The organism is Agrobacterium sp. GD03872, from assembly GCF_029840625.1.
Lineage (GTDB): Bacteria > Pseudomonadota > Alphaproteobacteria > Rhizobiales > Rhizobiaceae > Agrobacterium > Agrobacterium fabrum_A.
The window spans coordinates 85208-108951 of sequence record NZ_JAOCCY010000008.1 but is presented as its reverse complement, the minus strand read 5'-3'; the positions used below and the strand labels follow the sequence as shown (position 1 = coordinate 108951).

General features: G+C 60.9%; 24 protein-coding genes. 13 read left to right on the top strand and 11 right to left on the bottom strand.

Features of this window, described 5'->3' with window-relative positions:
- Nucleotides 1-2: 2 nt before the first annotated feature.
- Nucleotides 3-1220: an FAD-dependent oxidoreductase gene (locus N5D22_RS18095; RefSeq protein WP_279658069.1), complete on the bottom strand. Its 1218-nt coding sequence runs from the start codon at nt 1218-1220 to the stop codon at nt 3-5.
- A gap of 306 nt (nt 1221-1526) precedes the next feature.
- Between N5D22_RS18095 and N5D22_RS18090 the strand changes: the two genes are divergently transcribed.
- Nucleotides 1527-1874 carry a hypothetical protein gene (locus N5D22_RS18090; RefSeq protein WP_279658070.1) on the top strand — a complete coding sequence of 116 codons (348 nt, stop codon included), beginning with the start codon at nt 1527-1529 and terminating at the stop codon, nt 1872-1874.
- 156 nt (nt 1875-2030) lie between these two features.
- Nucleotides 2031-3143: a pyridoxal phosphate-dependent aminotransferase gene (locus N5D22_RS18085; RefSeq protein ID WP_279658071.1), complete on the top strand. Its 1113-nt coding sequence runs from the start codon at nt 2031-2033 to the stop codon at nt 3141-3143.
- A 410-nt stretch (nt 3144-3553) separates the two neighbouring features.
- On the opposite strand, the gene N5D22_RS18080 is transcribed toward N5D22_RS18085, so the two are convergent.
- On the bottom strand, nt 3554-3817 hold the full coding sequence (locus N5D22_RS18080; RefSeq protein ID WP_003509974.1) for a sel1 repeat family protein: 264 nt from the start codon (nt 3815-3817) through the stop codon (nt 3554-3556).
- Nucleotides 3818-4421: 604 nt separating this feature from the next.
- Between N5D22_RS18080 and N5D22_RS18075 the strand changes: the two genes are divergently transcribed.
- The 6 genes from N5D22_RS18075 (at nt 4422) to N5D22_RS18050 (ending at nt 7913) form a co-directional block, all read left to right on the top strand.
- A complete protein-coding gene (locus N5D22_RS18075) occupies nt 4422-4760 on the top strand; it encodes a DUF2147 domain-containing protein (protein ID WP_279658072.1) in 339 nt (112 codons plus the stop codon).
- 154 nt (nt 4761-4914) lie between these two features.
- Entirely contained in the window at nt 4915-5511 is a 597-nt protein-coding gene (locus tag N5D22_RS18070) for a hypothetical protein (protein WP_279658073.1), read from the top strand.
- A gap of 156 nt (nt 5512-5667) precedes the next feature.
- Nucleotides 5668-5850, top strand: coding sequence for a hypothetical protein (locus N5D22_RS18065; protein ID WP_035218142.1), 183 nt, complete (start codon nt 5668-5670; stop codon nt 5848-5850).
- A gap of 7 nt (nt 5851-5857) precedes the next feature.
- Nucleotides 5858-6034: a hypothetical protein gene (locus N5D22_RS18060; RefSeq protein WP_162180287.1), complete on the top strand. Its 177-nt coding sequence runs from the start codon at nt 5858-5860 to the stop codon at nt 6032-6034.
- Nucleotides 6035-6138: 104 nt separating this feature from the next.
- Nucleotides 6139-7644 (top strand): AMP nucleosidase, encoded by a 1506-nt coding sequence (amn, locus tag N5D22_RS18055; protein WP_279658074.1) that lies wholly within the window; start codon nt 6139-6141, stop codon nt 7642-7644.
- A gap of 59 nt (nt 7645-7703) precedes the next feature.
- Nucleotides 7704-7913 (top strand): type II toxin-antitoxin system VapB family antitoxin, encoded by a 210-nt coding sequence (locus N5D22_RS18050; protein ID WP_279658075.1) that lies wholly within the window; start codon nt 7704-7706, stop codon nt 7911-7913.
- A 183-nt stretch (nt 7914-8096) separates the two neighbouring features.
- On the opposite strand, the gene N5D22_RS18045 is transcribed toward N5D22_RS18050, so the two are convergent.
- From N5D22_RS18045 to N5D22_RS18035, 3 genes are all read right to left on the bottom strand, one after another.
- Entirely contained in the window at nt 8097-8567 is a 471-nt protein-coding gene (locus N5D22_RS18045) for an OsmC family protein (protein ID WP_279658076.1), read from the bottom strand.
- Between the two features lie 51 nt (nt 8568-8618).
- The gene (locus N5D22_RS18040; RefSeq protein ID WP_279658077.1) at nt 8619-10001 is read right to left on the bottom strand and encodes an aspartate aminotransferase family protein; all 1383 of its coding nucleotides are present in this window, start codon (nt 9999-10001) and stop codon (nt 8619-8621) included.
- Nucleotides 10002-10293: 292 nt separating this feature from the next.
- Entirely contained in the window at nt 10294-11202 is a 909-nt protein-coding gene (locus N5D22_RS18035; protein WP_279658078.1) for a diacylglycerol kinase family lipid kinase, read from the bottom strand.
- Nucleotides 11203-11437: 235 nt separating this feature from the next.
- Here N5D22_RS18035 and N5D22_RS18030 point away from each other — a divergent pair, with 235 nt between their 5' ends.
- Both N5D22_RS18030 and mgtE read left to right on the top strand, forming a co-directional pair.
- Nucleotides 11438-12682: an MFS transporter gene (locus tag N5D22_RS18030; RefSeq protein ID WP_279658079.1), complete on the top strand. Its 1245-nt coding sequence runs from the start codon at nt 11438-11440 to the stop codon at nt 12680-12682.
- Between the two features lie 248 nt (nt 12683-12930).
- Nucleotides 12931-14307 (top strand): magnesium transporter, encoded by a 1377-nt coding sequence (gene mgtE, locus N5D22_RS18025; protein WP_279658080.1) that lies wholly within the window; start codon nt 12931-12933, stop codon nt 14305-14307.
- A 150-nt stretch (nt 14308-14457) separates the two neighbouring features.
- Here mgtE and N5D22_RS18020 read toward each other — a convergent pair whose 3' ends face one another.
- Nucleotides 14458-15294 (bottom strand): undecaprenyl-diphosphate phosphatase, encoded by an 837-nt coding sequence (locus tag N5D22_RS18020; protein ID WP_279658081.1) that lies wholly within the window; start codon nt 15292-15294, stop codon nt 14458-14460.
- A 120-nt stretch (nt 15295-15414) separates the two neighbouring features.
- Complete coding sequence (locus tag N5D22_RS18015; RefSeq protein WP_279658082.1) at nt 15415-15804, bottom strand: helix-turn-helix domain-containing protein; 390 nt, start codon at nt 15802-15804, stop codon at nt 15415-15417.
- A gap of 103 nt (nt 15805-15907) precedes the next feature.
- Here N5D22_RS18015 and N5D22_RS18010 point away from each other — a divergent pair, with 103 nt between their 5' ends.
- Nucleotides 15908-16924, top strand: a complete 1017-nt coding sequence (locus tag N5D22_RS18010; protein ID WP_279658083.1) for a zinc-binding alcohol dehydrogenase family protein — start codon at nt 15908-15910, stop codon at nt 16922-16924.
- Between the two features lie 87 nt (nt 16925-17011).
- Here N5D22_RS18010 and N5D22_RS18005 read toward each other — a convergent pair whose 3' ends face one another.
- Nucleotides 17012-17752 (bottom strand): pentapeptide repeat-containing protein, encoded by a 741-nt coding sequence (locus N5D22_RS18005; protein WP_279658084.1) that lies wholly within the window; start codon nt 17750-17752, stop codon nt 17012-17014.
- Between the two features lie 407 nt (nt 17753-18159).
- Nucleotides 18160-19824: an electron transfer flavoprotein-ubiquinone oxidoreductase gene (locus tag N5D22_RS18000; RefSeq protein ID WP_279658085.1), complete on the bottom strand. Its 1665-nt coding sequence runs from the start codon at nt 19822-19824 to the stop codon at nt 18160-18162.
- A 378-nt stretch (nt 19825-20202) separates the two neighbouring features.
- Here N5D22_RS18000 and N5D22_RS17995 point away from each other — a divergent pair, with 378 nt between their 5' ends.
- The gene (locus tag N5D22_RS17995) at nt 20203-20808 is read left to right on the top strand and encodes a cadmium resistance transporter (protein ID WP_279658086.1); all 606 of its coding nucleotides are present in this window, start codon (nt 20203-20205) and stop codon (nt 20806-20808) included.
- A 35-nt stretch (nt 20809-20843) separates the two neighbouring features.
- Here the strand turns inward: N5D22_RS17995 and N5D22_RS17990 are convergent, their stop codons facing one another.
- Nucleotides 20844-21764: a cation diffusion facilitator family transporter gene (locus tag N5D22_RS17990; RefSeq protein WP_279658087.1), complete on the bottom strand. Its 921-nt coding sequence runs from the start codon at nt 21762-21764 to the stop codon at nt 20844-20846.
- Nucleotides 21765-21844: 80 nt separating this feature from the next.
- Here N5D22_RS17990 and N5D22_RS17985 point away from each other — a divergent pair, with 80 nt between their 5' ends.
- Nucleotides 21845-22633 (top strand): SDR family oxidoreductase, encoded by a 789-nt coding sequence (locus N5D22_RS17985; RefSeq protein WP_279658088.1) that lies wholly within the window; start codon nt 21845-21847, stop codon nt 22631-22633.
- A gap of 22 nt (nt 22634-22655) precedes the next feature.
- Here N5D22_RS17985 and N5D22_RS17980 read toward each other — a convergent pair whose 3' ends face one another.
- Nucleotides 22656-23633: a sensor domain-containing diguanylate cyclase gene (locus N5D22_RS17980; protein ID WP_279658089.1), complete on the bottom strand. Its 978-nt coding sequence runs from the start codon at nt 23631-23633 to the stop codon at nt 22656-22658.
- Between the last annotated feature and the right edge of the window lie 111 nt (nt 23634-23744).

Genomic DNA, 23744 nt, shown 5'->3' with positions numbered 1-23744 from the left:
CCTCAGGAAAGCAGCAATTTCAGATCGGCGGACGGGTCCGCCAGGATGGCGCGATCCGGCTCCGCGCCGGTATCGAGCAGTTTCTTGCCCGCAACATAGGCCTTGGCGTCGTTGACGGCATCAACGGCCACGAAACGCCCCTCGCGGAAATACCAGACGGACCAGCTGCCCTCGCGCGCGCCGGGGCGCAGCAGCGTTTCGTCGTAACCGAGATTGAAGCCGGCGATCTGCAGCTTGGCGTCATATTGATCCGACCAGAACCATGGTTTCGGATCATAGGCGGTTTCTGCGCCGGTGAGCACGGCAGCGGCCGCCTCGGCCTGATCGACAGCATTCTGTACCGATTCGAGGCGCACGTGCTGGCCGCGCCACGGCAACAGCGCACAATCGCCCACCGCATGAATGGCGCTGTCGGAGGTGCGGGTATGGTCGTCAACCACGATGCCGTTGCCGACATCGAGGCCCGATTCGCGGGCAAGACGGTCATTCGGCGTCACACCGATGCCGACGATGACAAAATCCACATCCAGCGTCGAACCGTCGGACAGTTCGGCGGCGGTCACCCGGCCGTCCATGCCGACAAGGCGCACAAGGCCGGTCTTTTCGCGGATGGAGACGCCATAGGCCTGATGGATACCGCGCATGATATCCGCGGTTTCCTTCGCCGCGACGCGCTGCAGAATGCGGTCGGCCATTTCGATGATGGTCACTTCGAGGCCGAGCTTGCGGGCAACAGCGGCTGCTTCAAGGCCGATGTAACCGCCGCCGATGACCAGCAGCCTGCGGCCGGGTTTCATCTCCTCCATCAGCCGGTCGGCATCGCGCTTGTCGCGAACGGTCAGCACCCCTTCCAGATCGCCGCCGATACTGGCGGGCAAAAGGCGGGGGGCGGCGCCGGTTGCGAGCACCAGCCTGTCGTAGGAAAGCGTGCCGCCGTCCTGCATGCGTACGGTTCTGGCGGCGCGGTCGATGTCCTCTACCCAGGTGGAAAGCCGGATATCGACATTGTTCTCGGCGTACCATTCCTCCGGCCGGAACATCAGCCGGTCGAAACTCATCTCGCCGAGAAGGTATTTTTTGGAAAGCGGCGGCCGCTGATAGGGATGGGCGTCCTCGGAACCGACGATGGTGATGGGACGCTCGTCCTTCAGCGCCCGAAGCTTCGACGCCAGCGCGAAAGCGGCCTGCCCCGCCCCGACGATTACCAGCCTTCCCGTCACAGTCCACTCCCAGAAGAATCACGAAGCGGCCGATCCTGCCGACCCTCGCGAAGCCATATTGCCGGATCAGGCGTAACGCCAAGTACGGCCTCAGTCAACACCAGCCCTGTGCAAGCATGAGGCATTATCAGCAGAGGCTGCAACCTGATGGGACCGAGCGCATTTCCACAGCGGAAACATCGGCTTCCGTAAGGAAGACTGGTCGAGATCGACACAGACTGGAGACAATTGCGCGGATTTCCTTCATGTGCTGGCAAGGAAACCGCGTTAAAATCGGCACGAAAAGAGGCAATCCGGGAGGTTGTCATGGCTTTGCATATGGATATCAGTCAGAACGTCCCGCAGGACGAGATGTACGAGAAATTTCAGATCGACCGGCCCGGCAAGATCACCTTCATCGGGCATCATCTCAGCGCCAAGGACACCATGCGCTGCCTGGTGCGCACCATCTCCCTCTACGGCGCGGAGATCGAAGTCAGCCCGCACCTGGAAATGCCGGCCAATTTCTATCTGGAGATTCTCGGTATCCGCGATGAGATCGGCTGCACGCTGATCCGCCGCGAGGAGGAAAAGGTCACGATCGGCTTCAACATGCTCATCGATGCGGAATTCCTGCACCATGTGCGGCGTCTGAGCTTCGAGACAAGCGCCTGACGGCGCTACGATAGGCGGCTGGTTTTTTCGGCCCGTCGCCGACACGCAAGATTCTGTTCCAAAACAGTCATGCGGCAACCGGCCGCGCCTTGCGTCCGGTTTTTTTGCACCTATTGTGAGCCGGGTTTTAAACACAGGTACCGGAACTCTCAGCCAATGTCCGCTTTTTCACGTCTCACACCGCTTGCCGCCTCGCTTCCTTCCACCGTTCCCTTTGTCGGCCCCGAGGCCATCGAGCGGAATCGCGGCCTGAAGGTGGAGGCGCGAATCGGCGCCAACGAAAGCGGCTTTGGCCCCGCCCCTTCCGTGCTGCTGGCCATGCGCGATGCGGCGGCGGACACCTGGATGTATAGCGATCCGGAAAATTTCGAACTGAAGGAAGTGCTTGCCATCCACCACGGCGTTGCGCGCGGCAATATTGCCATTGGCGGCGGCGTGGACGGATTGCTGGGCGAGATCGCCCGGCTGATCGTCGAACCGGGCACGCCTGTCGTTACCTCTTTTGGCGGCTATCCCACCTTCAACTATCATGTGAACGGTTTTGGCGGCAGACTCGTCACCACGCCCTATGTCGACGATCATGAGAATCTCGACGGGCTGCTCGATCTCGTTATTCGGGAAAATGCGCCGCTCGTCTATTTCGCCAATCCTGACAATCCGATGGGAAGCTGGTGGGAAGCAGGCGAGGTGGTTGCCTTTGCCCGCGCATTGCCGGAAACCTGCCTGCTCATCCTGGATGAGGCCTATTGCGAGACCGCGCCCGCCAGCGCCGTGCCGGCCATCGAAGCGCTGATCGGCCAGCCGAACATCCTGCGCATGCGCACCTTCTCGAAAGCCTATGGGCTGGCCGGCGCGCGCGTGGGTTACGCCATCGGCACGCTCGGCAATGTCGAAGCCTTCGACAAGATCCGCAACCATTTCGGCATGGCGCGCATTTCGGTCGCCGGCGCTCTGGCGGCGCTGAAGGATCAGGCCTATCTGCATGAGGTCGTTGGCAAGATTTCCGCCGCCCGTGAACGCATTTCCACGATAGCCCGGGATAACGGCCTTTCGCCGCTCCCCTCCGCCACCAATTTCGTCACCATCGATTGCCACCGCGACGGCGCTTACGCCCGCGCCATCGTCGATGGGCTGATGGATCACGGCGTGTTCATTCGCATGCCGGGTGTCGCGCCGCTCAACCGCTGCATCCGAGTGAGCGTCGGGCCGGGTGACAAGCTCGATCTTTTCGAGCAGGCGCTGCCGAAGGTCATCAAGGCGATCGGGTAAGCTCCTACGTCTCCTCATTCCTGTGCTTGTCACAGGAATCTAGCCGACGCGCGTCTGCGCGGCGAGAGGACTCTTCTCAGCCCAAGGACTTGGGCTGGCCGGATCCCTGTGACAAGCACAGGGATGAGGGTGTCGGGCGGATCGGCATATGATCCGATACCGCGCATTGCACGCATCGATTCAACATCCACCCGCAAGCCCCTGCCCGCGAATCGTTTTCCGGCGAAGAGACATCGCCGGACATAAGAAAACCGCGCCGGCCTTGTTCCTGCCGGTCGCGGTTTGATGTGTCAGCGCAAAAGCCCTTTTCAAAGCCCTCGCCGCGTTCCCCTTCGGGTTTACTTTCCTTTGCGCCGGCCGTCGGGACTGGAGGGAACCGGACCGGAAATCTCAATAAAGGCTTGGGTCAATCAGTGCATCGTCATCCAGTCGCGGGCGGCGCGCAGCGCTTCGGCGAGTTCCGATTTCGTCATGTTGCGGGCGAGATCGGCGCGCAGGGAAGCAGCTCTTTCCGATCCGCGGATCGCGGCGATGTTGAGCCATTTATGCGCTGCGATCAGGTCCACCTTGCAGCCCCGGCCGGTCGCATAGACCAGGCCGAGATTGCAAAGAGTGTCGGCGCGGGTTTCGCCACCGGCAGCCATTTCGATATCGCTGATGTCAAAGCGTGCCATCGTTTTTATCCCTGTCCTTCTGCCTGTTTCATCATTCGCCTTCTTGCCGAGGCTACCGTCGGGACCCGCCGTCTTCTGCGGCTTTTCTGTCCTTTCGTCCGGCAGGTTTGCCCTGCGCTTTTGATGACTTCACTATGCCACCGGGCTTTCAACGCTCGCTTAAAAGGCATGATTAATGCGCCGCAAACAAACTGCAAACGATTGGTAAAATTGGGTTTTTGTTAAATATCACGGACCGCGGAAATTAAGGACTTTGCGGCGAATTTTACGAAAACTTCAGAATTGGATTTAAACCCTTCCTTCACCACGATCAAAACAGCGATTTTCGATTTTCCCCTCTTTCGCTCCTCCCGCTGCTGCAAATGCCTACTCCAGGACCGCAAATTTCTGTTTCCTTTTACGTTAACGTAAAATACTATCCGCCCTGCCCGTCATGAGGATGAAACGGGCGCAGGATAGGGCGGTGCAAGGAGCAATCGTTGCGCCGCAGGGCGGCTTTGGGCCAGAGATGGCGCATTGGCACGCCAAAAGGGTTTGATCTGCGCATCGCGTCTTCGGGCCAGTCGGGCTCCGGAACGCCGGCGCGAATTTCGGGAGGAATTTTATGAAGCGTATGATGACGATTGCCGCCGCCCTCGTGCTGAGCGGCAACCTTGCCTTTGCCGCCGAGGCTATCGAGGGCAACTGGAAGACCGCCAGCGGCGAAACCGCCGTGATCGGCCCCTGCGGCGGCGCCTTCTGCGTGACGCTGAAGACCGGCAAACATGCCGGAAAACAGATCGGCAAGCTTTCCGGCAAGGGAAACAGCTATTCCGGCGAAATCACCGATCCCGCCAATGACAAGACCTATAGCGGCTCCGGCACCGTTTCCGGCAATTCGCTGAGCATGAAGGGCTGCGTGCTGAAGGTTCTGTGCAAGTCGCAGACCTGGACGCGTCTGTAATCGACAAGGCGGCGGGTGGGCTGCCGTCCTCCCGCCTGCGGTGCCGCGCCTGACGGCGCGCCCAAGGATTTCGCCCGAGACTGCGGACGCACGCCGCATGGAAGCCATATATCCGTTGATGTATCGTTGCGCCCAACACCAACGAGAGCGACGCATGCGCCCCACCCTTTCGACAATCCTGATTGCGGGCACCTCGCATGTCGGCAAAAGCACCCTTGCCGGCCTGCTGAGCGAAAGGCTGCGCTGCGAGGCGATATCGACCGACAGTCTCGCCCGCCATCCGGGCAGGCCATGGCCGGGCATTCCGGCAGCGGTAGAGGAATATTATACACGGCTGTCGGCAGAAACGATCCACTGGTTTCTCAAGGTGCATCACCACAACATCTGGCCGATGATCCGCCCGATGATCGACCGCAGCTCCGATACCGGCACCACCGCAATCTTCGAGGGTGCGGCCCTGCGCCCGGAATTCATGTCGTCCCTGCTTGGCGGCACGGTCGCCGGCTTCTTCCTTCATGCCGGCAATGACTTTCTTCTTGCGCGGATGCGCTCCCACGCCCGATATCAAGATGCAACCGCCAGCCAGCGGCAGATCATCGACGCCTTCATCGAGCGTTCGCTGCGGGAAAATACCGAAATGCTGGCATCGGCGCAGGAACATCACGTGCCGGTCGTCGATGTGACCATGCCTCAGGCATTCGAGACCCTCGTGGCCGATCTTGCCGCACGTATGACGGTCTCCCCGGCCTGAAAAGGCGTGGCGTTGGCGGATTGCCCCGCGCCATTGCCGCATCGATTTGCCGTGTCACCACCCGTTAACATCCCTGAACACCATATGAACCGGGGTCTCAGGGTCCGTTCAGTCCGACTATGGCAAAACTCTGTCCATCAACTCCAATAAAGGGGAATGGACATGGCAAAGCTGATCAGCCGACTGGCAATCTTCGCGTTTCTCATGGCGATCTTCGCCATGTCCTTCGCTTCGCTCGTCGTCAATCCCAACCGCAGTTTCCAGCGGGTGAATGCCGGCGCGGCCATCGCCTGCCAGCACAGCCCGGCGCCCGCCGCCAATTGCCCCGTCGTACTTTGAGGACCTGATGATGACGACAAGCTTTTCCAACGGCCTGTTTTCCGCCCTGCGGCTGGTGCTGATGGCCTCGATCTTTCTCGGCCCGGTGGCGGGACTTGCAGTCTACAAGGCCGATCCCCGCCCCGCCTCGAAAGGCGCCGGTTTCGTGCTGCTGATGAGCCTGCAGCGCGGCGCGCTCGGCTGATATTTCCACCGCCGCCATTCCCCTTCAGCCGCTTTTCCCGTTTCTTTTCAGTTTCTTCGTATTTCTGTCGCTTGCCTGTCGAAATTGGCCTCTTATAATGGGCCATGACAATAGCAAAACGAACGATTCCGCCCCTCACCTTCATCAGCCCCGAGCCTTTCGCGCCGCAGACATTCACGGACCCGAAAGAAGCCGTCGAGGCTTTGACCGCGCTTTACGAACGCAATACGGCGTTCCTGATCAATTCCTTCACCGAGCTTGCCAAGGGCGCGCCGATCGCCGGCCGCTACCGCGCCTGCTACCCGCAGGTGAGCCTGGAAACAGCCACTTTCGGCCATGTCGATTCCCGCCTTTCCTATGGCCATGTCACGGCGCCCGGCGTCTATACGACGACGATCACCCGGCCGGAACTGTTCCGCCATTACCTCAAGGAACAGCTGGGGCTTCTGATGAAGAACCACGGGGTACCCGTCACGGTGTCGGAATCGGCCACGCCCATTCCGCTGCATTTCGCTTTCGGCGAAGGCGCTTATGTCGAAGCGGCGGCCGCTTCGTCGCTCTCCGATGTGCCGCTACGCGATCTCTTCGATACGCCCGACCTCAACAATACCGACGATCTTATCGCCAATGGCGAATATGACCAGGTGCCGGGCGAACCCGCGCCGCTCGCCCCCTTTACCGCGCAGCGCATCGATTATTCGCTGGCCCGCCTCAGCCACTATACGGCAACCAGCGCAAACCATTTCCAGAACTTCGTGCTGTTCACCAACTACCAGTTCTATATCGACGAATTCGCCGCCTGGGCGCGACAGATGATGAAGAATGGCGGTGAGGGTTACACGGCCTTCGTGGAACCGGGCAATATCGTCACCCCGGCCGGCTCCGACAAGCCGGAAACGGATGCCGTGCTCGCGCGCCTGCCGCAGATGCCCGCCTATCACCTGAAGAAAAAGGGTCATGCCGGCATCACGTTGGTCAATATCGGCGTCGGCCCGTCTAACGCCAAGACGATCACCGACCATATCGCCGTGCTGCGCCCGCATGCCTGGCTGATGGTCGGCCATTGCGCTGGCCTGCGCAACAGCCAGCGGCTGGGCGACTATGTTCTGGCGCATGCCTATGTGCGTGAGGACCACGTTCTCGACGATGACCTGCCGGTATGGGTGCCGATCCCGGCGCTTGCCGAAGTGCAGCTGGCGCTGGAAGGCGCGGTCGCGGAAGTCACCGGTTACGAGGGTTTCGAGTTGAAGCGCATCATGCGCACCGGCACCGTCGCCACCATCGACAACCGCAACTGGGAGCTTCGCGATCAGGCCGGCCCCGTCAAGCGCCTGTCGCAATCGCGCGCCATCGCGCTCGACATGGAATCGGCGACCATCGCCGCCAACGGCTTCCGCTTCCGCGTGCCCTACGGCACCCTGCTCTGCGTTTCCGACAAGCCGCTGCATGGCGAATTGAAGCTGCCGGGCATGGCGACGGAGTTCTACCGCACCCAGGTCGCCCAGCATCTGCAGATCGGCATCCGCGCCGTGCAGAAGCTCGCCGCCATGCCGACGGAGACGCTGCACTCGCGCAAGCTTCGAAGCTTTTACGAGACGGCGTTCCAGTAAGATCGCGCATCTTCGCCCTCAAGGTGCTGATGTTGGCTCATACACCTTGAGGCGTCGAAATGCGTGTGACTATCGACCTTGATGACGGGCTGATTGCAGAGGTCATGGAAATTACCGGTCTTTCCAGCCCTGAAGCGGCGGTTGAAGAGGCCTTGAGAGAATTTATCCGGATACACCGGCAGAGACGTGCACTTGAGGAACTGCGGGGCACCGGCTGGGAAGGTAATCTCGATGAAATCCGCGATAGTTGGAGCACGGATGAAGCCTAGAGCATTTCCCGTGAACAAGGGTTCACGGCAAATGCTCTAACTTTTTGTTTTGACGCATTGTCCAGACGCAAAAAGCGATTCCGCTTTTACTGGAAATGCTCTGGAGGCTGAAGGTAGACGGAAGCCGTCATCCACGTCGAGTATGAGGTAGACCGCAACTCGCGAGGAGAGGCTGGCTACACCTCAAACCACCTTCACCGTCCCCTCCACGCGGATCGGAAAATTCACCGAGCGTGCGATGAAGCATTTCTCGTGCGCGTCATGGTGGAGCTCATCCGCTCTGGCCGGATCGCCCTTCGAAATGGTGATGACCGGTTTCAGCACCACTTCGCTGAATTGCCCCGCGCCATCCTTTTCCATGACAAGCGTACCTTCGGCATTGTCGACATAGTCTTCGACGATGATGCCGTTGACCGAGCAGAAATGCAGATACCACAGCTTGTGGCAGGCAGAGAGGGAAGCGACCAGCAGATCCTCGGGGTTCCAGCGGGAGGGATCGCCACGGAAGGCGGGGTCGGAGGAGCCGGCAATATCGGCTTTTCCCGCCGTGGAAATCGTGTAGTCGCGTTCATAATCGCGATAGCCGGAAGTCCCCTTGCCGCGATTGCCCGTCCACTTCACCTCAACGGCGTAATGATGTTCCTGTCCTGCCATTTCATTCCTCCCTTGGAGCCTTTTGTCGCATTTCCGGACGAAAACCGGGGTTCACTTTTCCTGGAAAAGCTCTGGCGTATCGCGCAGATGGTCGAGCCCCTTGCGCAGCGTCTCTATGATCTCATCCACTTCCGAGCGGCTGATCGTCAGCGCCGGTGAGGCCAGCATGCGGTCGCCGGTGGCGCGCATCACAAGACCGTTTGCCAGGCAATGGTTGCGTACGGCGGTTCCAATATCGTCGGGCTTCGCAAAACGTTTGCGTGTCGCCTTGTCGGCCGTTATCTGCAGGCCGCCCATCAGGCCGACATTCACCGCCTCGCCGACCAGTTCGTGATCCGTCAGGCTTTTCCAGCCCTCGGAAAAATAAGGGCCGATATCGTCGCGCACCCGCTCCACCAGCCCCTCCTCCTCGATGATGCGGAGGTTTTCCAGGGCGGCGGCGGCGCAGACGGGGTGGCCGGAATAGGTGAAACCATGGTTGAAATCACCGACTTCGGACAACATCACCTCCGCCACGCGGTCGGAGACGATGACGCCGCCAATCGGCAGATAGCCTGATGACAGGCCCTTGGCGACGGGGGCGAGGTCCGGCTCCACGCCGAAATGCTGATAACCGAACCAGGAGCCGAGACGGCCGAAACCGCAGATCACCTCATCCGATACGAGCAGGATATTGCGCGCCTTGCAGATACGGGCGATTTCCGGCCAGTAGGTTTCCGGCGGCACGATGACGCCGCCTGCCCCCTGAATGGGTTCGGCGACGAAGGCAGCGACATTTTCCTCGCCGAGTTCATCGATCTTCGCATCCAGTTCGCGGGCAACCTTCAGGCCGAACTCGGCAGGCGAAAGATCGCCGCCCTCGGCATACCAGTAGGGCTGGCCGATATGAGAGACGCCTTCGATCGGCAGGTTGCCCTGCTCGTGCATCCATTTCATGCCGCCGAGCGAGGCGCCGGCTACCGTCGAGCCGTGATAGCCGTTGCGCCGTGCGATCACCCTGGTCTTCGTGGGATGGCCGAGCGCCTTCCAGTAGACCCGCGCCATGCGGAACCAGGTATCGGTCGCTTCCGAACCGGAATTGGTAAAGAACACATGGTTCATCTTCGGCCCGGCGCGCGAGGCGATCTTCTGCGCCAGAAGTGTGGCGGGCGGCGTGGTGGTGCCGAAAAACGCATTGTAATAGGGCAGCTCGTTCATCTGGTGCTGCACGACATCGGCGATCTCGCGGCGTCCGTAACCGATATTCACGCACCAGAGACCGGCAAAGGCGTCGAGGTATTTCCTGCCGGTGCTGTCATAGATGAACACCCCTTCCGCCCGTTCGATGATGCGGGTGCCGGCGGCGTTGAGCTTGCCCATATCGGAAAAGGGGTGAAGGTGATGGGCGGCATCAATGGCGGCGAGATTGGACATCGGCTTGGAGACTTCATTCATGACAGATCGCACTCCCATAAAGGCGACGGCGCTCACGCTGCCGCGCCCGCCGAACATGGCCGGGCGGCTTCGATTTGGCAAGACTGGCGTTTTTTAGGGGGACGGCTTGGACGAACGTAGGCGGCCGGGTTTCTTCTCCCCGCCGGGGAGAAGGTGGCCCGAAGGGTCGGATGAGGGGGCAACCTTGCCGGATTTCGGAGAGCTAGCCCCCTCATCCCGCTGCCACGGACTTCTCCCCGGCGGGGAGAAGAAACAAGCGGCGCGCTCCCAATCCAAACGCACTCCGTTCGCGCTATGCGAAGAACGACCGTCCCACCAGCACCTTCAATTCGCCGGCATGGACCGCAAGCGCCACATCCCGTTCCATCGGCAGCAATTCACCATCGATGACGCAGCGCACATCATGCCGCTTTTTCGGGAAATGCAGCTCCACATTCGTCACCGTCATGGCCGTCACGGCGGCGTTTTCCTTCAGACGGCCGCGCAGAATATCGAAAGCCAGCTTCGCAACACCTGAAGGACGCAGCGGATCGGTGAGATAAAAGCCGAGATGGCCGCCCGACACATTATCCGCCACCAGCAGCGAATTCTGGCCGAATTCGTTGTTGGAAACGGAAATGGCCGAAACCTTGCGATGCTGCGTTTCGCCATTGACGGTATATTCCACCTCGAAAACAGGCGGATTGAGAATGACGCTGATGGCGGCGCGGATGCTCGCCTTGATCTTGCCGAGCCGCGAGGCAAAGGCGAGATTGTTACGATAGCGCACCATGCGCGAATGCAGGCCCGCCGAAAACTGGTGGACGAAAAGCCTGCCATTGGCGCTGGCGATGTCGACACTGGTAATCTCGCCATTCGCCAGCGTTTCCAGCACCTGACGAATATCGAGCGGCAGCTTCAGCGAACGGGCGAACAGGTTCATGGTGCCGGCGGGCACGATGCCGAGCGCAATGCCGTGTTTCCAGGCAATGGCGGCCGCTGCGGAAATTGTGCCGTCACCGCCGCCGGCAATGATGCCCTCGATATCAGGCTCATCGGCGGCGCGTTCCATTTCCTCGACGACATCCTTTCCGGAGACCAGACGGCAATCAATCGTGTGGCCGGCCCGGGAGAAGACCGCGCGGGCATGCTCGCAATAGGCCTCCATGTCGGTGGTGCGAAACGTGCCGCCGTCACGATTGAAAATTGCAATAAGCTTCATGTTTCCAATCCGATCCAGTAAGGCAGCCGCGCGTAAATGCCTGTCATCCTGTAGAGTTCCGAACACCATCACGTGAAGATGCTCTTTTGCCGAGAATCGCTCTACCGCAACGCATCATTTCATGTTAGGGATCACTTAAGGTCATTTTCATGACCGCGCATCTCCAGTCAGGGCAGGCCGCTCCCATACGGTCTTGCCCTTTTTTCTGTGGGCCCTCCCCGCTTTTCAGGTCACGATGAGCCAGTCGCATATTTCCGAAGCCCGCCCTGGCGCGGAGAATGAAACCGTTTACACGGCCGCCCCTGCCGTGGCCCTCTCCCCGCTTGCCGTCGCGCTGATCGAACTGGCCCTGGCCGCCGGCGGCTTCGGCATCGGCACCGGTGAATTCGCCATCATGGGCCTGCTCCCCGACGTCGCCACCACCTATGGCGTCACCGTGCCGCAGGCGGGTTACGTGATCACGGCCTATGCGCTCGGCGTCGTCATCGGCGCACCGATCATCGCCGTCCTTGCGGCGCGCATGACGCGACGCGCCCTGCTTCTCGGCCTGATGGGGCTTTTTGCGGCCGGCAATATCTTGAGCGCCGTCGCACCGGATTTCCTGAGCTTTACCATATTGCGTTTCATTACCGGTCTGCCGCACGGCGCCTATTTCGGCGTTGCGGCGCTGGTGGCGGCCTCCATGGCGCCGATCCACAAGCGCGCCCGCGCCGTCGGCCGCGTCATGCTCGGCCTCACCATCGCCACCCTGCTCGGCACACCGCTTGCCACCTTCTTCGGCCAGCTGCTTTCCTGGCGTGCGGCCTTCATGCTGGTCGGCGGCATAGCCCTTCTGACAGTTGCCCTGCTGTGGCTGTTCCAGCCGCGTGACAAAGTGGAGGAAGGGGCAAGCGTGTGGCGCGAACTCGGCGCTTTCCGCCGCGTGCAGGTGTGGCTGACGCTTGGCATCGCCTCTGTCGGCTTCGGCGGCATGTTTTCGGTCTTCAGCTATATCGCCAAGACCACCACCGATGTGGCGATGATGCCGGTCTCCACCGTTTCCATGGTGCTGGCGCTGTTCGGCATCGGCATGAATGTCGGCAATGTGGTCGGCTCGCGGCTGGCCGATATCTCGCTCAACGGCACGATTGGCGGCATGCTTGCCTTCAACGTGCTTGTCATGACCGTGTTCGGCATGACGGCGGACAATCCTTTCATGCTCTGCCTCTGCGTCTTCCTGATCGGCTGCGGTTTCGCCGCCTGTCCGGCCGTGCAGACGCGGCTGATGGATGTGGCGCAGGATGCGCAGACGCTGGCCGCCGCCTCCAACCATTCCGCCTTCAACATCGCCAATGCGCTCGGCGCCTGGCTCGGCGGCCTCGTCATCGCCATGGGCTATGGTTATGCCTCCACCGGTTATGTCGGCGCGGTTCTTTCCCTTCTCGGGCTCGGCGTTTTCCTTGTTTCCGTCACCGTCGAACGGCGCGAAAAGACGACCTGAGCCGGCTAGGCCGGACCTTGCGGAAAATTCACGATCCGGCGCTTGACTCTTTCCGGTTTCAGGCGCAACACGGCCTTACGCGCATGCCAAACGGCACGGCGCGGATTTCAACGGAGCATCATTGGATGTCTAGCGACAGTAGCAGTCGATTGCCTTTGCCGAGACCGGCGAACGTGAACTGATCCGACCGCTGTCGGCTCACCACCGCGTTCGCCGTGATCGGCGAATCGACGGAAAGGTGAGCAATCATGAACTTCCACAACCTCTCCCAGAGGGCCAGCAAGGCCGCACGTCTTCTTCGTAGCGGAAACGCCGGTTCCTCCACCACCATTGCCGAACGCGTCGAGCACCTCAACACGCTCGATGTCGCCGAGGCCGTAACCGCCCTCCTCGCCATGCCGCAGGCAAAAGCCGTCGCCATTCTCGACCGGCCGGAACTGCATGGCGCCGCCGCCATCATCGCCGATATTCCGGTCGAACAGGCGGCCCGCCTCGTCAACCTGATGTCCGATGACCGCGTGGCCGACGTCATGGCGGAAATGGCCGAAGAGCCGCGCGCAAAGCTGTTTTCCCGGCTGGACCGCACGACGGCGCTCTCCATCAAGCACCTGATGGGTTACCCGCCGCGTACCGCCGGCTCGATCATGACCACGGAATTCGTCAGTGTGCCGGACAATTGGACGGTGGAACAGACCCTTTCGCACATCCGCGTCGTCGAGCGGTCGCGTGAAACGGTCTATGCCATCTATGTGCTGGCTGAGGACGGAACGCTCTCCACCGTCGTGACGCTGCGCCGCCTGCTGACCGGCGAAGCCGGTGCTTCCATCCTCTCAGTCGCATCGAAGGAAGGCATCGTCTGCGCCAGCCCCCTGATGTCGCAGGAGGATGTCGCCCGGCTGATCCGCAAGCACGACCTTCTGGCGTTGCCCGTCGTCGATGACCGTTCGCATATTCTCGGCATCGTCACCGTCGATGACGTGATCGACACCATGATCGCCGACACGACGGAAGATGCCCACAAGTTCGGCGGTATGGAAGCACTCGGCAAGCCCTATATGACGATCGGCTTTCCGGACATGATCCGCAAGCGCGCGGGCTGGCTCGCAGCCCTCTTCCTCGGTGAAATGCTGACGGCCAGCGCCATGCAGCATTTCGAGGGCGAGCTGGAAAAGGCCGTGGTGCTGACACTGTTCATTCCGCTCATCATGTCGTCGGGCGGCAATTCCGGTTCGCAGGCCACCTCGCTCATCATCCGGGCGCTGGCGCTTGGCGAACTGAAGCTTTCCGACTGGTGGCGGGTGCTGCTGCGGGAAATCCCGACGGGCCTGACGCTCGGCTGCATTCTGGGCGCCATCGGCTTCCTGCGCCTGAGCCTCTGGCAGCAGGCCGGGTTTTACGACTACGGCGAACACTGGCTGCTGGTGGGCGCCACCGTTTTCGCGGCCCTCGTCGGCATCGTCACCTTCGGTTCGCTGGCCGGCTCCATGCTGCCCTTCGTGCTGCAGCGCCTGCGGCTCGATCCCGCCAGCGCATCGGCCCCCTTCGTCGCCACGCTGGTGGATGTCAGCGGGCTCATCATCTACTTCTCGGTGGCGCTGGTGATCCTGAGCGGCACGTTGCTTTGAAAGACAAAAGGCCCGCTCGGAAGAGCGGGCCTTACCTTTACAAATCGAAACCTCGCCATCGTCATCCTCGGGCTTGACCCGAGGATCCATGGTGCGCCGGGTTGTGGATCCTCGGGGCAAGCCCGAGGATGACGGAGAGTGAGGCTCCCCTCACCCGCCGGCGCTGATGACGCCCGTTCCCAGGAGCCCCAGCAGGATGAAGCCAATGACCACGCGGTACCAGACGAAGGGCATGTAGCTCTTGGTCGAGACGAGCTTGAGGAAGACGACGATCACCGCATAACCGACCACGAAGGCGATCAGGGTCGCGAGCCCCGTCGGTCCCCAACCGACGGGGTTGTCTTCACCGATGCTCTTGAACAGCTGATAGAAACCGGAGCCGAAGACGGCGGGAACGGCGAGCAGGAAGGAATAACGCGCTGCCGCTTCGCGGGTATAGCCCAAAAGCAGCCCGGCACTGATGGTGCCGCCCGAGCGCGAGACGCCGGGGATGAGCGCCATGGCCTGCGCGAGCCCGAACAGGATGCCGTCGCGCCAGATCAGCTGGTTGAGCTTGTAGCGCTTTTCACCGATCCTGTCGGCGATGCCGAGAACGATGCCGAAGACGATGAGCATGACGGCGGTGATATAGAGGTTGCGCAGCGAATGCTCGATGGCGTCCTTGAAGAACAGGCCAAGAAAGACGATCGGCACCGAACCGAGGATGATCAGCCAGCCAAGCCGGGCATCGGCCTTGTCATAGGGGCCAAGGCGCAGGTTCTGCCGCAGCCAGGCGGCGGCGATGCGCATGATGTCGGACCAGAAATAGACCAGCACTGCCATTTCCGTGCCGATTTGCGTAATCGCGGTGAAGGCGGCCCCGGGATCGGCGCCGGAGGGCAGGAACTCCCCGGCAATCCTCAGATGCGCGCTTGAAGAAATCGGAAGAAATTCCGTAAGTCCTTGCAAAAGGCCAAGAAATCCGGCCTCCATCCAACCCATGCTCATGTGCTTTGATGTCCCTGCTGCGAATCACGATGGCAGCATTATGCATTAATCGGGGCAAATACATGTTGCATCGCACCATCGCGAGCATTGAAAGCGGCACGTGGTCTTACCCGTGATTTTTCAGGCGGCCTTCTCCTCAGCCTGCGGAAGCTGTGTATATTTCGCGCCGTTCTTGCAGACGACATGGGCGTCACCCCAGCTTTTCAGCGCCGAGATGACCGGCTTCATGGTCTCGCCGAGCGGCGTCAGCGCATAGTCCACGCGCGGCGGCACCACCGGAAAAACGGTGCGGGAAATCAGGCCGGCCTCTTCCAGCTCGCGCAGCTGTTTGGTCAGCATGCGCTGGGTGACGCTGGGGATATGGCGGCGCAGCTCGTTGAAGCGCAGCGTGCCCTCGTTGATGAGGTGATAGAGGATCACGCCCTTCCATTTTCCATCGAGAAAACTTAAGGCCGATTCCACCGGGCAGCCGGGGAAGTTGCCGGTGAGCTTGGCGCGCGGTCGCGACATCACAGTATCCTTTTTGTATGTATCATCACAAAATGTGCATTCTTGCGATCCTTGCCCATATGTATCAAGTAGGAGGCACGCAAACAAGCAAAGGAGACTGTTCATGCGCGCCGTCGGTTACAGGACCAGCCAGCCCATCGCTGCCAGGGATGCCCTCATCGATATCGACTTGCCCCAGCCGGTGGCGAAAGGCCACGACATTCTGGTGGAGGTGAAGGCCGTTTCGGTGAACCCTGTCGATACCAAGGTTCGCCGTAACCAGTCGCCGGAAAACGGCGAACCGCGCGTGCTCGGCTTCGATGCGGCGGGCGTGGTGAAGGCCGTCGGCGACAAGGTCTCGCTGTTCAAGCCGGGCGACGAGGTGTTTTACGCCGGCGTCATCAACCGCCCCGGCTCCAACAGCGAGTTCCATCTGGTGGACGAGCGCATTGTCGGCGCAAAGCCAAGATCGCTGAATTTCGAGGAAGCCGCCGCCCTGCCGCTGACCGCCATCACCGCTTACGAGACGCTGTTCGACCGGCTGCGGGTGAAGGAGTCGGTTCCGGGCGCGGCCAACGCCGTTCTGGTGATCGGCGGCGCGGGCGGCGTCGGCTCCATCGCCGTCCAGCTTCTGCGGGCGCTGACCGATCTCACCGTCATCGCCACCGCTTCACGACCCGAGACGATTGCGTGGGTGAAGGAACTCGGCGCGCATCACGTCATCGATCACAGCAAGCCGATAGCCCCGCAGGTGGAGGCGCTCGGGCTCGGTGCGCCGGGCTTCGTCTTTTCCACCACCCATAGCGACATTCATGCCGCCGACAGCGTGGCGGCCATCGCGCCGCAGGGCCGTTTTGCGCTGATCGACGATCCGGCCGGCGGTTTCGACATCATGGCCTTCAAGCGCAAATGTGTGTCGATCCATTGGGAAATGATGTTCGCCCGCGCTGTCTTCGAGACGCCCGACATGATCGAACAGCACAAGTTGCTGAACCACGTTGCGAAACTCGTCGATGCCGGCAAGATCAAGACGACGCTGACCGAGGTTTTCGGCACCATCAATGCCGCAAATCTCATCAAGGCGCATGCGCTGATCGAGAGCAACAAGGCCAAGGGCAAGATCGTGCTTTCGGGCTTCTGATCGCCGGTGAGGCGTCCGCATCGCGGACGCTTCTCTTCCGCTCATGGAAATGTTTGGGCCGAGCGCAAGACCGCGCGGCTATTCCTGTCAATCGTCGTCCGGATCTTCCGGGCACGGCCAGGAGGTGGGTGCTGTGAGGCCGCTCGGCAATTTGGTCTTGGCGTCGCCGCAGGCAATGTCGACCTGTTTCTGATCGAGGCCTGTGGCCGTAGAGAGATCGACCCCTTCGATCCGGGTCAGCAGCAGGAAGGCGCTGGTGAAATCCACCGGCCCGCCAATCTTCGCGCCGCCGAAGCGGGCGCGCGACAGGTTGGTGAGGGAAAATTTCGACCCGTTCAGCGACGCACCCTCGAAATCGGCCCGTCCGAGTTCGGCCTTGGTGAAATCCGTGCCGTCGAGCTTGGTATTTTCGAATTTGGTCCGCTGCATTTCCGCGTTGACGAATCTGGCATTGGTGGCGTCCGCAGCGGAAAAATCGCTGCGATAGGCTTCCACCTTGGTCAGATTGGCGCCCTGCAGGTTCGCCTCACCCAGTGCCGTGCGGATGAGTTTGGCCTTCTCGAGATTGGCCCCCTTCAGCGACGAGCCGCGCAGATCGGTATAGGTGAAATCCGTGCCGTAAAGCATTGCCGAATCGAGATTGCTGCCGCCCAGCATCAGCAGCCGCTTGTTGCATTCGCGCCAGTCGATGCCGGCCATGGCGTCGGTGCGGCAGCTTGCGGCCCCCAGCGGACCGCCGCCGAGCGAAACCACCGCAACCACCGCCGCCGCCACGGCAGCGCCAAATCTCGTCTTCCGCACGATATTCAGCCTTTGAAAGCCGGACATTCTCACACTCCCTGCGCCGGTCGACGACGCAACCGCAACAGCTCTTGAGCCACACGCACATTCAAGGCGTTACCGCATTCCTGCCCGGCAATCCACGGGCGACGTGATGCTACAACACCCCAACATCCTATATGTAAGAAATCGAAGAGCAATCCACAAATACTGACGGGGAACAGGCCTGAACGCTGCTTTTGCCTCACGCCTTCCTGCGCTCGCGTGCAGCCCTCGCGCGTCTGCGCCATGGCAAACTGTTTTGCGCTATGAGAGGCTTTCGCGCCGCGAGCCACGCTCCACGTCGTCCTCGGGCCTGTCCCGAGGATCCGTCCGCGTGTCGTGAAATCAACCCGTTGCAGATGCTCGGGACGGGCCCGAGCATGACGAGTGAGAAGGATCGAGCCGGCTACCCTTTACATATTGGCGTAAACCGGCCCTTCGCCGCCCTGCGGCGGCACCCAGTTGATGTTCTGGTTGGGGTCCTTGATATCGCAGGTCTTGCAGTGCACGCAGTTCTGGGCGTTGATGACGTAGACTTCCTCGCCGTCCTTCTCCACCCATTCGTAAACGCCGGCCGGACAATAACGCGTCGAAGGACCGGCAAAGACGTCGTGCTCGGACGATTTTTGCAGCGCCATGTCCTTCACCTGAAGATGCACCGGCTGGTCTTCCTCATGGTTGGTGGAGGACAGAAACACCGAGGACAGCCGGTCGAAGGTCAACACGCCATCCGGCTTCGGATAGGCGATCGGCTTGTGCTTTGCGGCCGGCTCAAGGCTCTCCGCATCCGTCTTGCCATGCTTCAGCGTGCCGAAGACGGAGAAACCGAAGAGCTGGTTCGTCCACATGTCGAGACCGCCAAGGCCGACACCGATGAGCGTGCCGAATTTCGACCAGAGCGGCTTGACGTTCCTGACCCGTTTCAGGTCCTTGCCGATATCGCCGTCGCGCCATTCATTCTCGATCTCGACAACCTCGTCATGGGCGCGGCCGGCGGAAATCGCCGCGGCGATCTTCTCTGCCGCCAGCATGCCCGACAGCACCGCATTGTGGCTGCCCTTGATGCGCGGCACGTTAACGAAACCGGCGGAACAGCCGATCAGCGCGCCGCCGGGGAAAGTCAGCTTCGGCACCGACTGGTAACCGCCTTCGGTGATGGCGCGCGCACCATAGGAAATGCGCTTGCCGCCCTCGAAGGTCTCGCGGATGGCCGGATGCGTCTTGAAGCGCTGGAATTCCTCGAAAGGATAGAGATAGGGGTTCTTGTAATTGAGGTGCACCACGAAACCGACGGCGACGAGGTTATCCTCGAGATGATAGAGGAAGGAACCGCCGCCGGTCTTGAAACCGAGCGGCCAGCCGAAGGAATGCTGCACCAGACCCTGTTTGTGCTTCTCCGGCTTGACCTGCCAGAGTTCCTTGATGCCGATGCCAAATTTCTGCGGCTCGCGATCCCTGGACAGATCGAATTTGGAAATCAGCTGCTTGGCCAGCGACCCGCGCACGCCTTCGCCGATCAGCACATATTTGCCGTGCAGCTCCATGCCACGGGTGAAGTTCGGGCCCGGCTCGCCATTCTTCTCGATGCCCATATCGCCGGTGGCGACGCCGATCACCGCACCTTCGTCATTATAGAGCACTTCGGTTGCGGCAAAGCCCGGATAGATCTCGACACCGAGCGCTTCCGCCTTTTCCGCCAGCCAGCGACAGACCAGCCCAAGCGAGACGATATAATTGCCGTGATTGTTCATCAGCGGCGGCATCATGAAATTCGGCAGGCGGATGGAGCCGGCCGGCCCCAGAAACAGGAACTGGTCGTCCTTCACCTCGGTCTTGAAAGGATGCCCCTCCTCTTCGCGCCAGCCCGGCAGCAGCCGGTCGATGCCGATGGGATCGACCACGGCGCCCGAGAGAATATGCGCGCCGACTTCGGCGCCCTTTTCGAGAACGACAACCGAAAGCTCCGGCTCGACCTGCTTCAGCCGGATCGCGGCGGCAAGGCCGGCAGGACCCGCACCGACGATGACAACGTCGAATTCCATCGCTTCGCGTTCGGGCAGTTCCATCGCTTCCGTCATTTCGTCCTCTCCGCATCGCCGGTCCCATCCGGCTGTTGTTATATCCGCTTTCCGGCATTTCCGGCGCATCGCCTGCGCCGGTCAAAAAGCCAGACGCGGCACCGCATTCACCAGCCCTGTCTTCGCAAAGCAGGACGCCTTTGTCGAGCTTCTATAGCGGCAAAACATGTCGCACGCCAGTCAATTGTCAGACAACCTGACGATTGATTTTATTACTTTTACGTTCACGTAATAAGAAAGATAGAAGCAAGGAAACTAGGCGTCAAGGGTTACAGCCCTTTGACGGCCGCGTCGTTGCCAGTTACGGTATAACACAAGCCGAAATTGATGATGGCTCCGCTTCAGGCAAGACATCTGGCACGATAGGTACGATCGAACATGTTAAGCGCTGCCGGAGCGGCAATCGGCCTGTTCGCGGCCACGAATATTGACGACATATTCGTCTTGATCGGCTTCTTTGCCGATCCAAAATTTCGCCCCTCGCAGGTCATTGTCGGCCAATATTTTGGCATCGCGGCACTGGTTGCCGTGAGCATCATTGCCTCGCTTGTCTCTCTCGTATTCGCCCCGGAATATGTCGGGCTGCTCGGCCTGTTGCCGATCCTGATCGGCCTCAAGAAGCTTTACGATCTTCTGAAGGGCGACGGCGACGATGAAACTACCATGACGAATGCCGGGTTCGGCAATGTTTTTGCCGTGGCCGCCGTTACGATTGCCAATGGCGGAGACAATATTGGCATCTATACGCCCGTTTTCGCCACCAGTTCAGCCGGCGAGATCGGCATCTTTGTCGTCGTCTTCACCCTCATGGTCGCAGTCTGGCTGGCGCTCTCCCACTGGCTGGTGAACCATCCCCACATGGGTGCGCCCATTCGCCGCTATGGGCACATCCTTGTCCCGTTCGTGTTGATCGCAATCGGCCTGTTCGTCCTTTATGAAGGCGGATCGTTCTCACTGCTTGGGCTGGGACAGGCGCACGCCTGAGAAAAGGCGGGAGCCCGATCTGGCATAAACCCAAGTCAAACCGCCCATTCCTCATCCGTCGTGAACACGATCGTCAGCCAGCGGTCACTCCCCTCGCCGCCCAGCGCATCGCCGATCTCGTCGCGGATCGCATCCCATTCCTCCAGACGCCGGGGCGGCCAGTTTTTCGGGACGATGAAGAAGAGTTCGATCTGACGGCCGCGGCCGACACGGGCGACGTAGGAATAGTGCGAGGAAAATCCGAATTTTGTCACGATCTCGCCGGCCACCCGGTCCACATGCTGCTTGAATTCCAGCGGGGTCACAAGAAGGATATCCGCCAGCGCCTGTTTCACATTGCCGAGCGGCATGGGGATGATGACGAGGCAGACCAGCGCCAGCACGGCCGGGTCGATATAGGGCGCGAGCCACGCCTGCGACGTCCCCGTCAGCCCATAACCGATGACGAAGGCGACAAAGAGCGCCATGCTCAGGAGCGCGCTCATCAGCCAGCTCTTGGCGTCCAGCGCCACGAAGGCGGATTTCAGCCGGCGGTTCTGCCGCTTGACGAACCATGCCATGGCGAGCGAGACGGCGAAGCTGACGAAGGTGACGACGATGGCGTAATCGAACTCGATCGATCTGCCGCCATCCATCAGGCTGTCGATGGTATTGATCAGCGCATAGATCGCCGCCCCCATCAGGAGCGTGCCGTTGAGCCCGAGCACCATCGGCTCCAGATGCCAGAAGCCCATGGTGAAGCGCTCCACCAGCCGTCCGCCCGGCCTCGGTGCTGCGGAAGCGGCGATCAACCGTGCGACGAGCAGCGCCAGCACCGTCATGAAGGCATCGGTCAGCGCATAAACGCCATCGAAAACCACCGCGAATGAGCCGGAGAACAGGCCCGCACCGATGCCGAACAGCGCCAGGAGAACCGTGACGGCGATGGAGAATTTGAGCAGGGATTGTTCTGTCATGACGTGTATTTTTCCTTCAAAACCGGACGCCGCCTTCCTATAAACAGCACATACAGCACTCACAAGACAGGATAAAACCCATGGATCTCGGCATTTCCGGCAAACGCGCCCTCATTCTCGCCTCTTCACGCGGCCTTGGGCTGGGCATTGCCACCGCGCTTGCGCAGGAAGGCGCCAATGTGCTTCTCGTCGGCCGCAGCGGTGAGAAGCTGCAGGCGAATTGCAAGGCGATCAATGCGCTCGGCAAGGGCAAGGCCGACTGGGTGTGGGGCGATCTTGCCGACGACAATTTCGTCGAGGCCATGGTTCAGGCCGTCAAGGAAAAGCTCGGCGGCATCGATATTCTCGTCAACAATACCGGCGGTCCGACGCCGGGTCTGGCGCAGGAAATGACGGCCGACAAGCTCGATACCTTCTTCCAGTCCATGGTGCTGCGGGTCATCACGCTCACCAACGCGCTGCTGCCGCAGATGAAGGAACAGGGTTTCGGCCGCATCCTGACCGTCGCCTCCTCCGGTGTGTTCGAGCCCATCCCCAATCTGGCCCTCTCCAACACCCTGCGCGGCGCGCTGGTCGGCTGGAGCAAGACGTTATCCTCCGAAGTGGCCTCCTTCGGCATCACCTCCAACCTGCTCCTGCCCGGCCGCATCCATACCGACCGCATCGATGAGCTGGATGGCGCCAATGCCAAACGTCTCGGCAAGAACATCGAGGAAATCCGCGAGGCCTCCGTCAAGACCATTCCGGCCGGCCGCCTCGGCACGGTGGAAGAATTCGCCGCCGCCGGCGCTTTCCTCTGCTCGGTGCCGGCCAGCTACATCACCGGCACGATGCTGAGAGTGGATGGCGGCGCGGCGAAGTCGAACTAAGGCCGAATAGACACGAATTCCGTCAGGAGGCCGCTCCGTAAATCACGTAGCGGTTTCTGCCGGTATTCTTGGCCTCGTAAAGCGCGGTGTCGGCGCGCCGCAGGACGTCGCTCGCGCTCTCGCCCGGATTTGCAAAGGCAATGCCCGCCGAGCAGCTATATCGGAAACCGGGCATGTCGGGCAGCGGCGACGCCTCGGAGAGCAACGACAGCAACCCCTGCATGACAGGCTCGACGCTCAGCACTCGCGAGCCGCCGAGCACCAGCAGGAACTCCTCGCCGCCGATGCGTCCCACGAGATCGTCGCGGGCGACGGCGGCGGAAAGCCGGGTGGCGAAGTCCTTCAGCACCAGATCGCCGCAGGCGTGGCCAAAGCGGTCGTTCACCGACTTGAAGTGGTCTATGTCCATGATGATGACGGCAAGCGCCTCGGCCTTGTTGGGGCCGAGCCTGTGATTGAGAATATCCATCACGTAACGGCGGTTTCCAAGCCCGGTCAGCTCGTCGCTGAGAGCGGATTTTAGCGCCCTGTCCCGCTCCTGGCGAAGATCGCGCAGTTCGACGCCGAGTTCGGAAATATCGGTGACGACACACAACATCCAGCCGCCCGGCAGCGTCGTTTCCGTCGTCAGTATCCAGCGCCCGTCATTGAGGCCGGTCTCGATGGTGCGGAAGGGCAGCTTGCCGCGCCTCGTTTTGGCGGAGCGCAGCCACTGTTCGAAATCGGACGTCTCGATGGCGGTGCCGGCGGCGTTGCGGTAACCGCTGCGCATCAGCTCGATCCATGTCGGAAATTCGTTCGGCCCGATGCCAAGCGCCGTGCGGAATGCCGTGTTGGCGTAACGCAGTTCATCGCCGTCGTCGAAAAGCGCATAACCCTGCTGCGACGCCTCCACCAGATCCATGAGATGGCGGTTAAAGCTGTCGACGTCGCCGCGAACGAGAGCGCTTCGTTCCGGCTGTACGTTTTTGGGGGTGGAACGGGCCGGCTTTCGGGACATCGGGGCTCCGTCTGCGAACGCAGCAAATATAAAATAGATCTGTTCTTTAACGTTATAGTCCAGCCTTATACTCGTTTTGTGCGAAAAAATATTTAATGCGGGCAGCTGGGC

Coding starts and splice junctions, on each gene's coding strand:
- N5D22_RS18090 (WP_279658070.1), top strand. CDS start 1,527: ATGGCTTTGCATATGGATATCAGTCAGAACGTCCCGCAGGACGAGATG.
- N5D22_RS18085 (WP_279658071.1), top strand. CDS start 2,031: ATGTCCGCTTTTTCACGTCTCACACCGCTTGCCGCCTCGCTTCCTTCC.
- N5D22_RS18080 (WP_003509974.1), bottom strand. CDS start 3,817: ATGGCACGCTTTGACATCAGCGATATCGAAATGGCTGCCGGTGGCGAA.
- N5D22_RS18075 (WP_279658072.1), top strand. CDS start 4,422: ATGAAGCGTATGATGACGATTGCCGCCGCCCTCGTGCTGAGCGGCAAC.
- N5D22_RS18070 (WP_279658073.1), top strand. CDS start 4,915: ATGCGCCCCACCCTTTCGACAATCCTGATTGCGGGCACCTCGCATGTC.
- N5D22_RS18065 (WP_035218142.1), top strand. CDS start 5,668: ATGGACATGGCAAAGCTGATCAGCCGACTGGCAATCTTCGCGTTTCTC.
- N5D22_RS18060 (WP_162180287.1), top strand. CDS start 5,858: ATGATGACGACAAGCTTTTCCAACGGCCTGTTTTCCGCCCTGCGGCTG.
- amn (WP_279658074.1), top strand. CDS start 6,139: ATGACAATAGCAAAACGAACGATTCCGCCCCTCACCTTCATCAGCCCC.
- N5D22_RS18050 (WP_279658075.1), top strand. CDS start 7,704: ATGCGTGTGACTATCGACCTTGATGACGGGCTGATTGCAGAGGTCATG.
- N5D22_RS18045 (WP_279658076.1), bottom strand. CDS start 8,567: ATGGCAGGACAGGAACATCATTACGCCGTTGAGGTGAAGTGGACGGGC.
- N5D22_RS18040 (WP_279658077.1), bottom strand. CDS start 10,001: ATGAATGAAGTCTCCAAGCCGATGTCCAATCTCGCCGCCATTGATGCC.
- N5D22_RS18035 (WP_279658078.1), bottom strand. CDS start 11,202: ATGAAGCTTATTGCAATTTTCAATCGTGACGGCGGCACGTTTCGCACC.
- N5D22_RS18030 (WP_279658079.1), top strand. CDS start 11,438: ATGAGCCAGTCGCATATTTCCGAAGCCCGCCCTGGCGCGGAGAATGAA.
- mgtE (WP_279658080.1), top strand. CDS start 12,931: ATGAACTTCCACAACCTCTCCCAGAGGGCCAGCAAGGCCGCACGTCTT.
- N5D22_RS18020 (WP_279658081.1), bottom strand. CDS start 15,294: ATGAGCATGGGTTGGATGGAGGCCGGATTTCTTGGCCTTTTGCAAGGA.
- N5D22_RS18015 (WP_279658082.1), bottom strand. CDS start 15,804: ATGTCGCGACCGCGCGCCAAGCTCACCGGCAACTTCCCCGGCTGCCCG.
- N5D22_RS18010 (WP_279658083.1), top strand. CDS start 15,908: ATGCGCGCCGTCGGTTACAGGACCAGCCAGCCCATCGCTGCCAGGGAT.
- N5D22_RS18005 (WP_279658084.1), bottom strand. CDS start 17,752: ATGTCCGGCTTTCAAAGGCTGAATATCGTGCGGAAGACGAGATTTGGC.
- N5D22_RS18000 (WP_279658085.1), bottom strand. CDS start 19,824: ATGACGGAAGCGATGGAACTGCCCGAACGCGAAGCGATGGAATTCGAC.
- N5D22_RS17995 (WP_279658086.1), top strand. CDS start 20,203: ATGTTAAGCGCTGCCGGAGCGGCAATCGGCCTGTTCGCGGCCACGAAT.
- N5D22_RS17990 (WP_279658087.1), bottom strand. CDS start 21,764: ATGACAGAACAATCCCTGCTCAAATTCTCCATCGCCGTCACGGTTCTC.
- N5D22_RS17985 (WP_279658088.1), top strand. CDS start 21,845: ATGGATCTCGGCATTTCCGGCAAACGCGCCCTCATTCTCGCCTCTTCA.
- N5D22_RS17980 (WP_279658089.1), bottom strand. CDS start 23,633: ATGTCCCGAAAGCCGGCCCGTTCCACCCCCAAAAACGTACAGCCGGAA.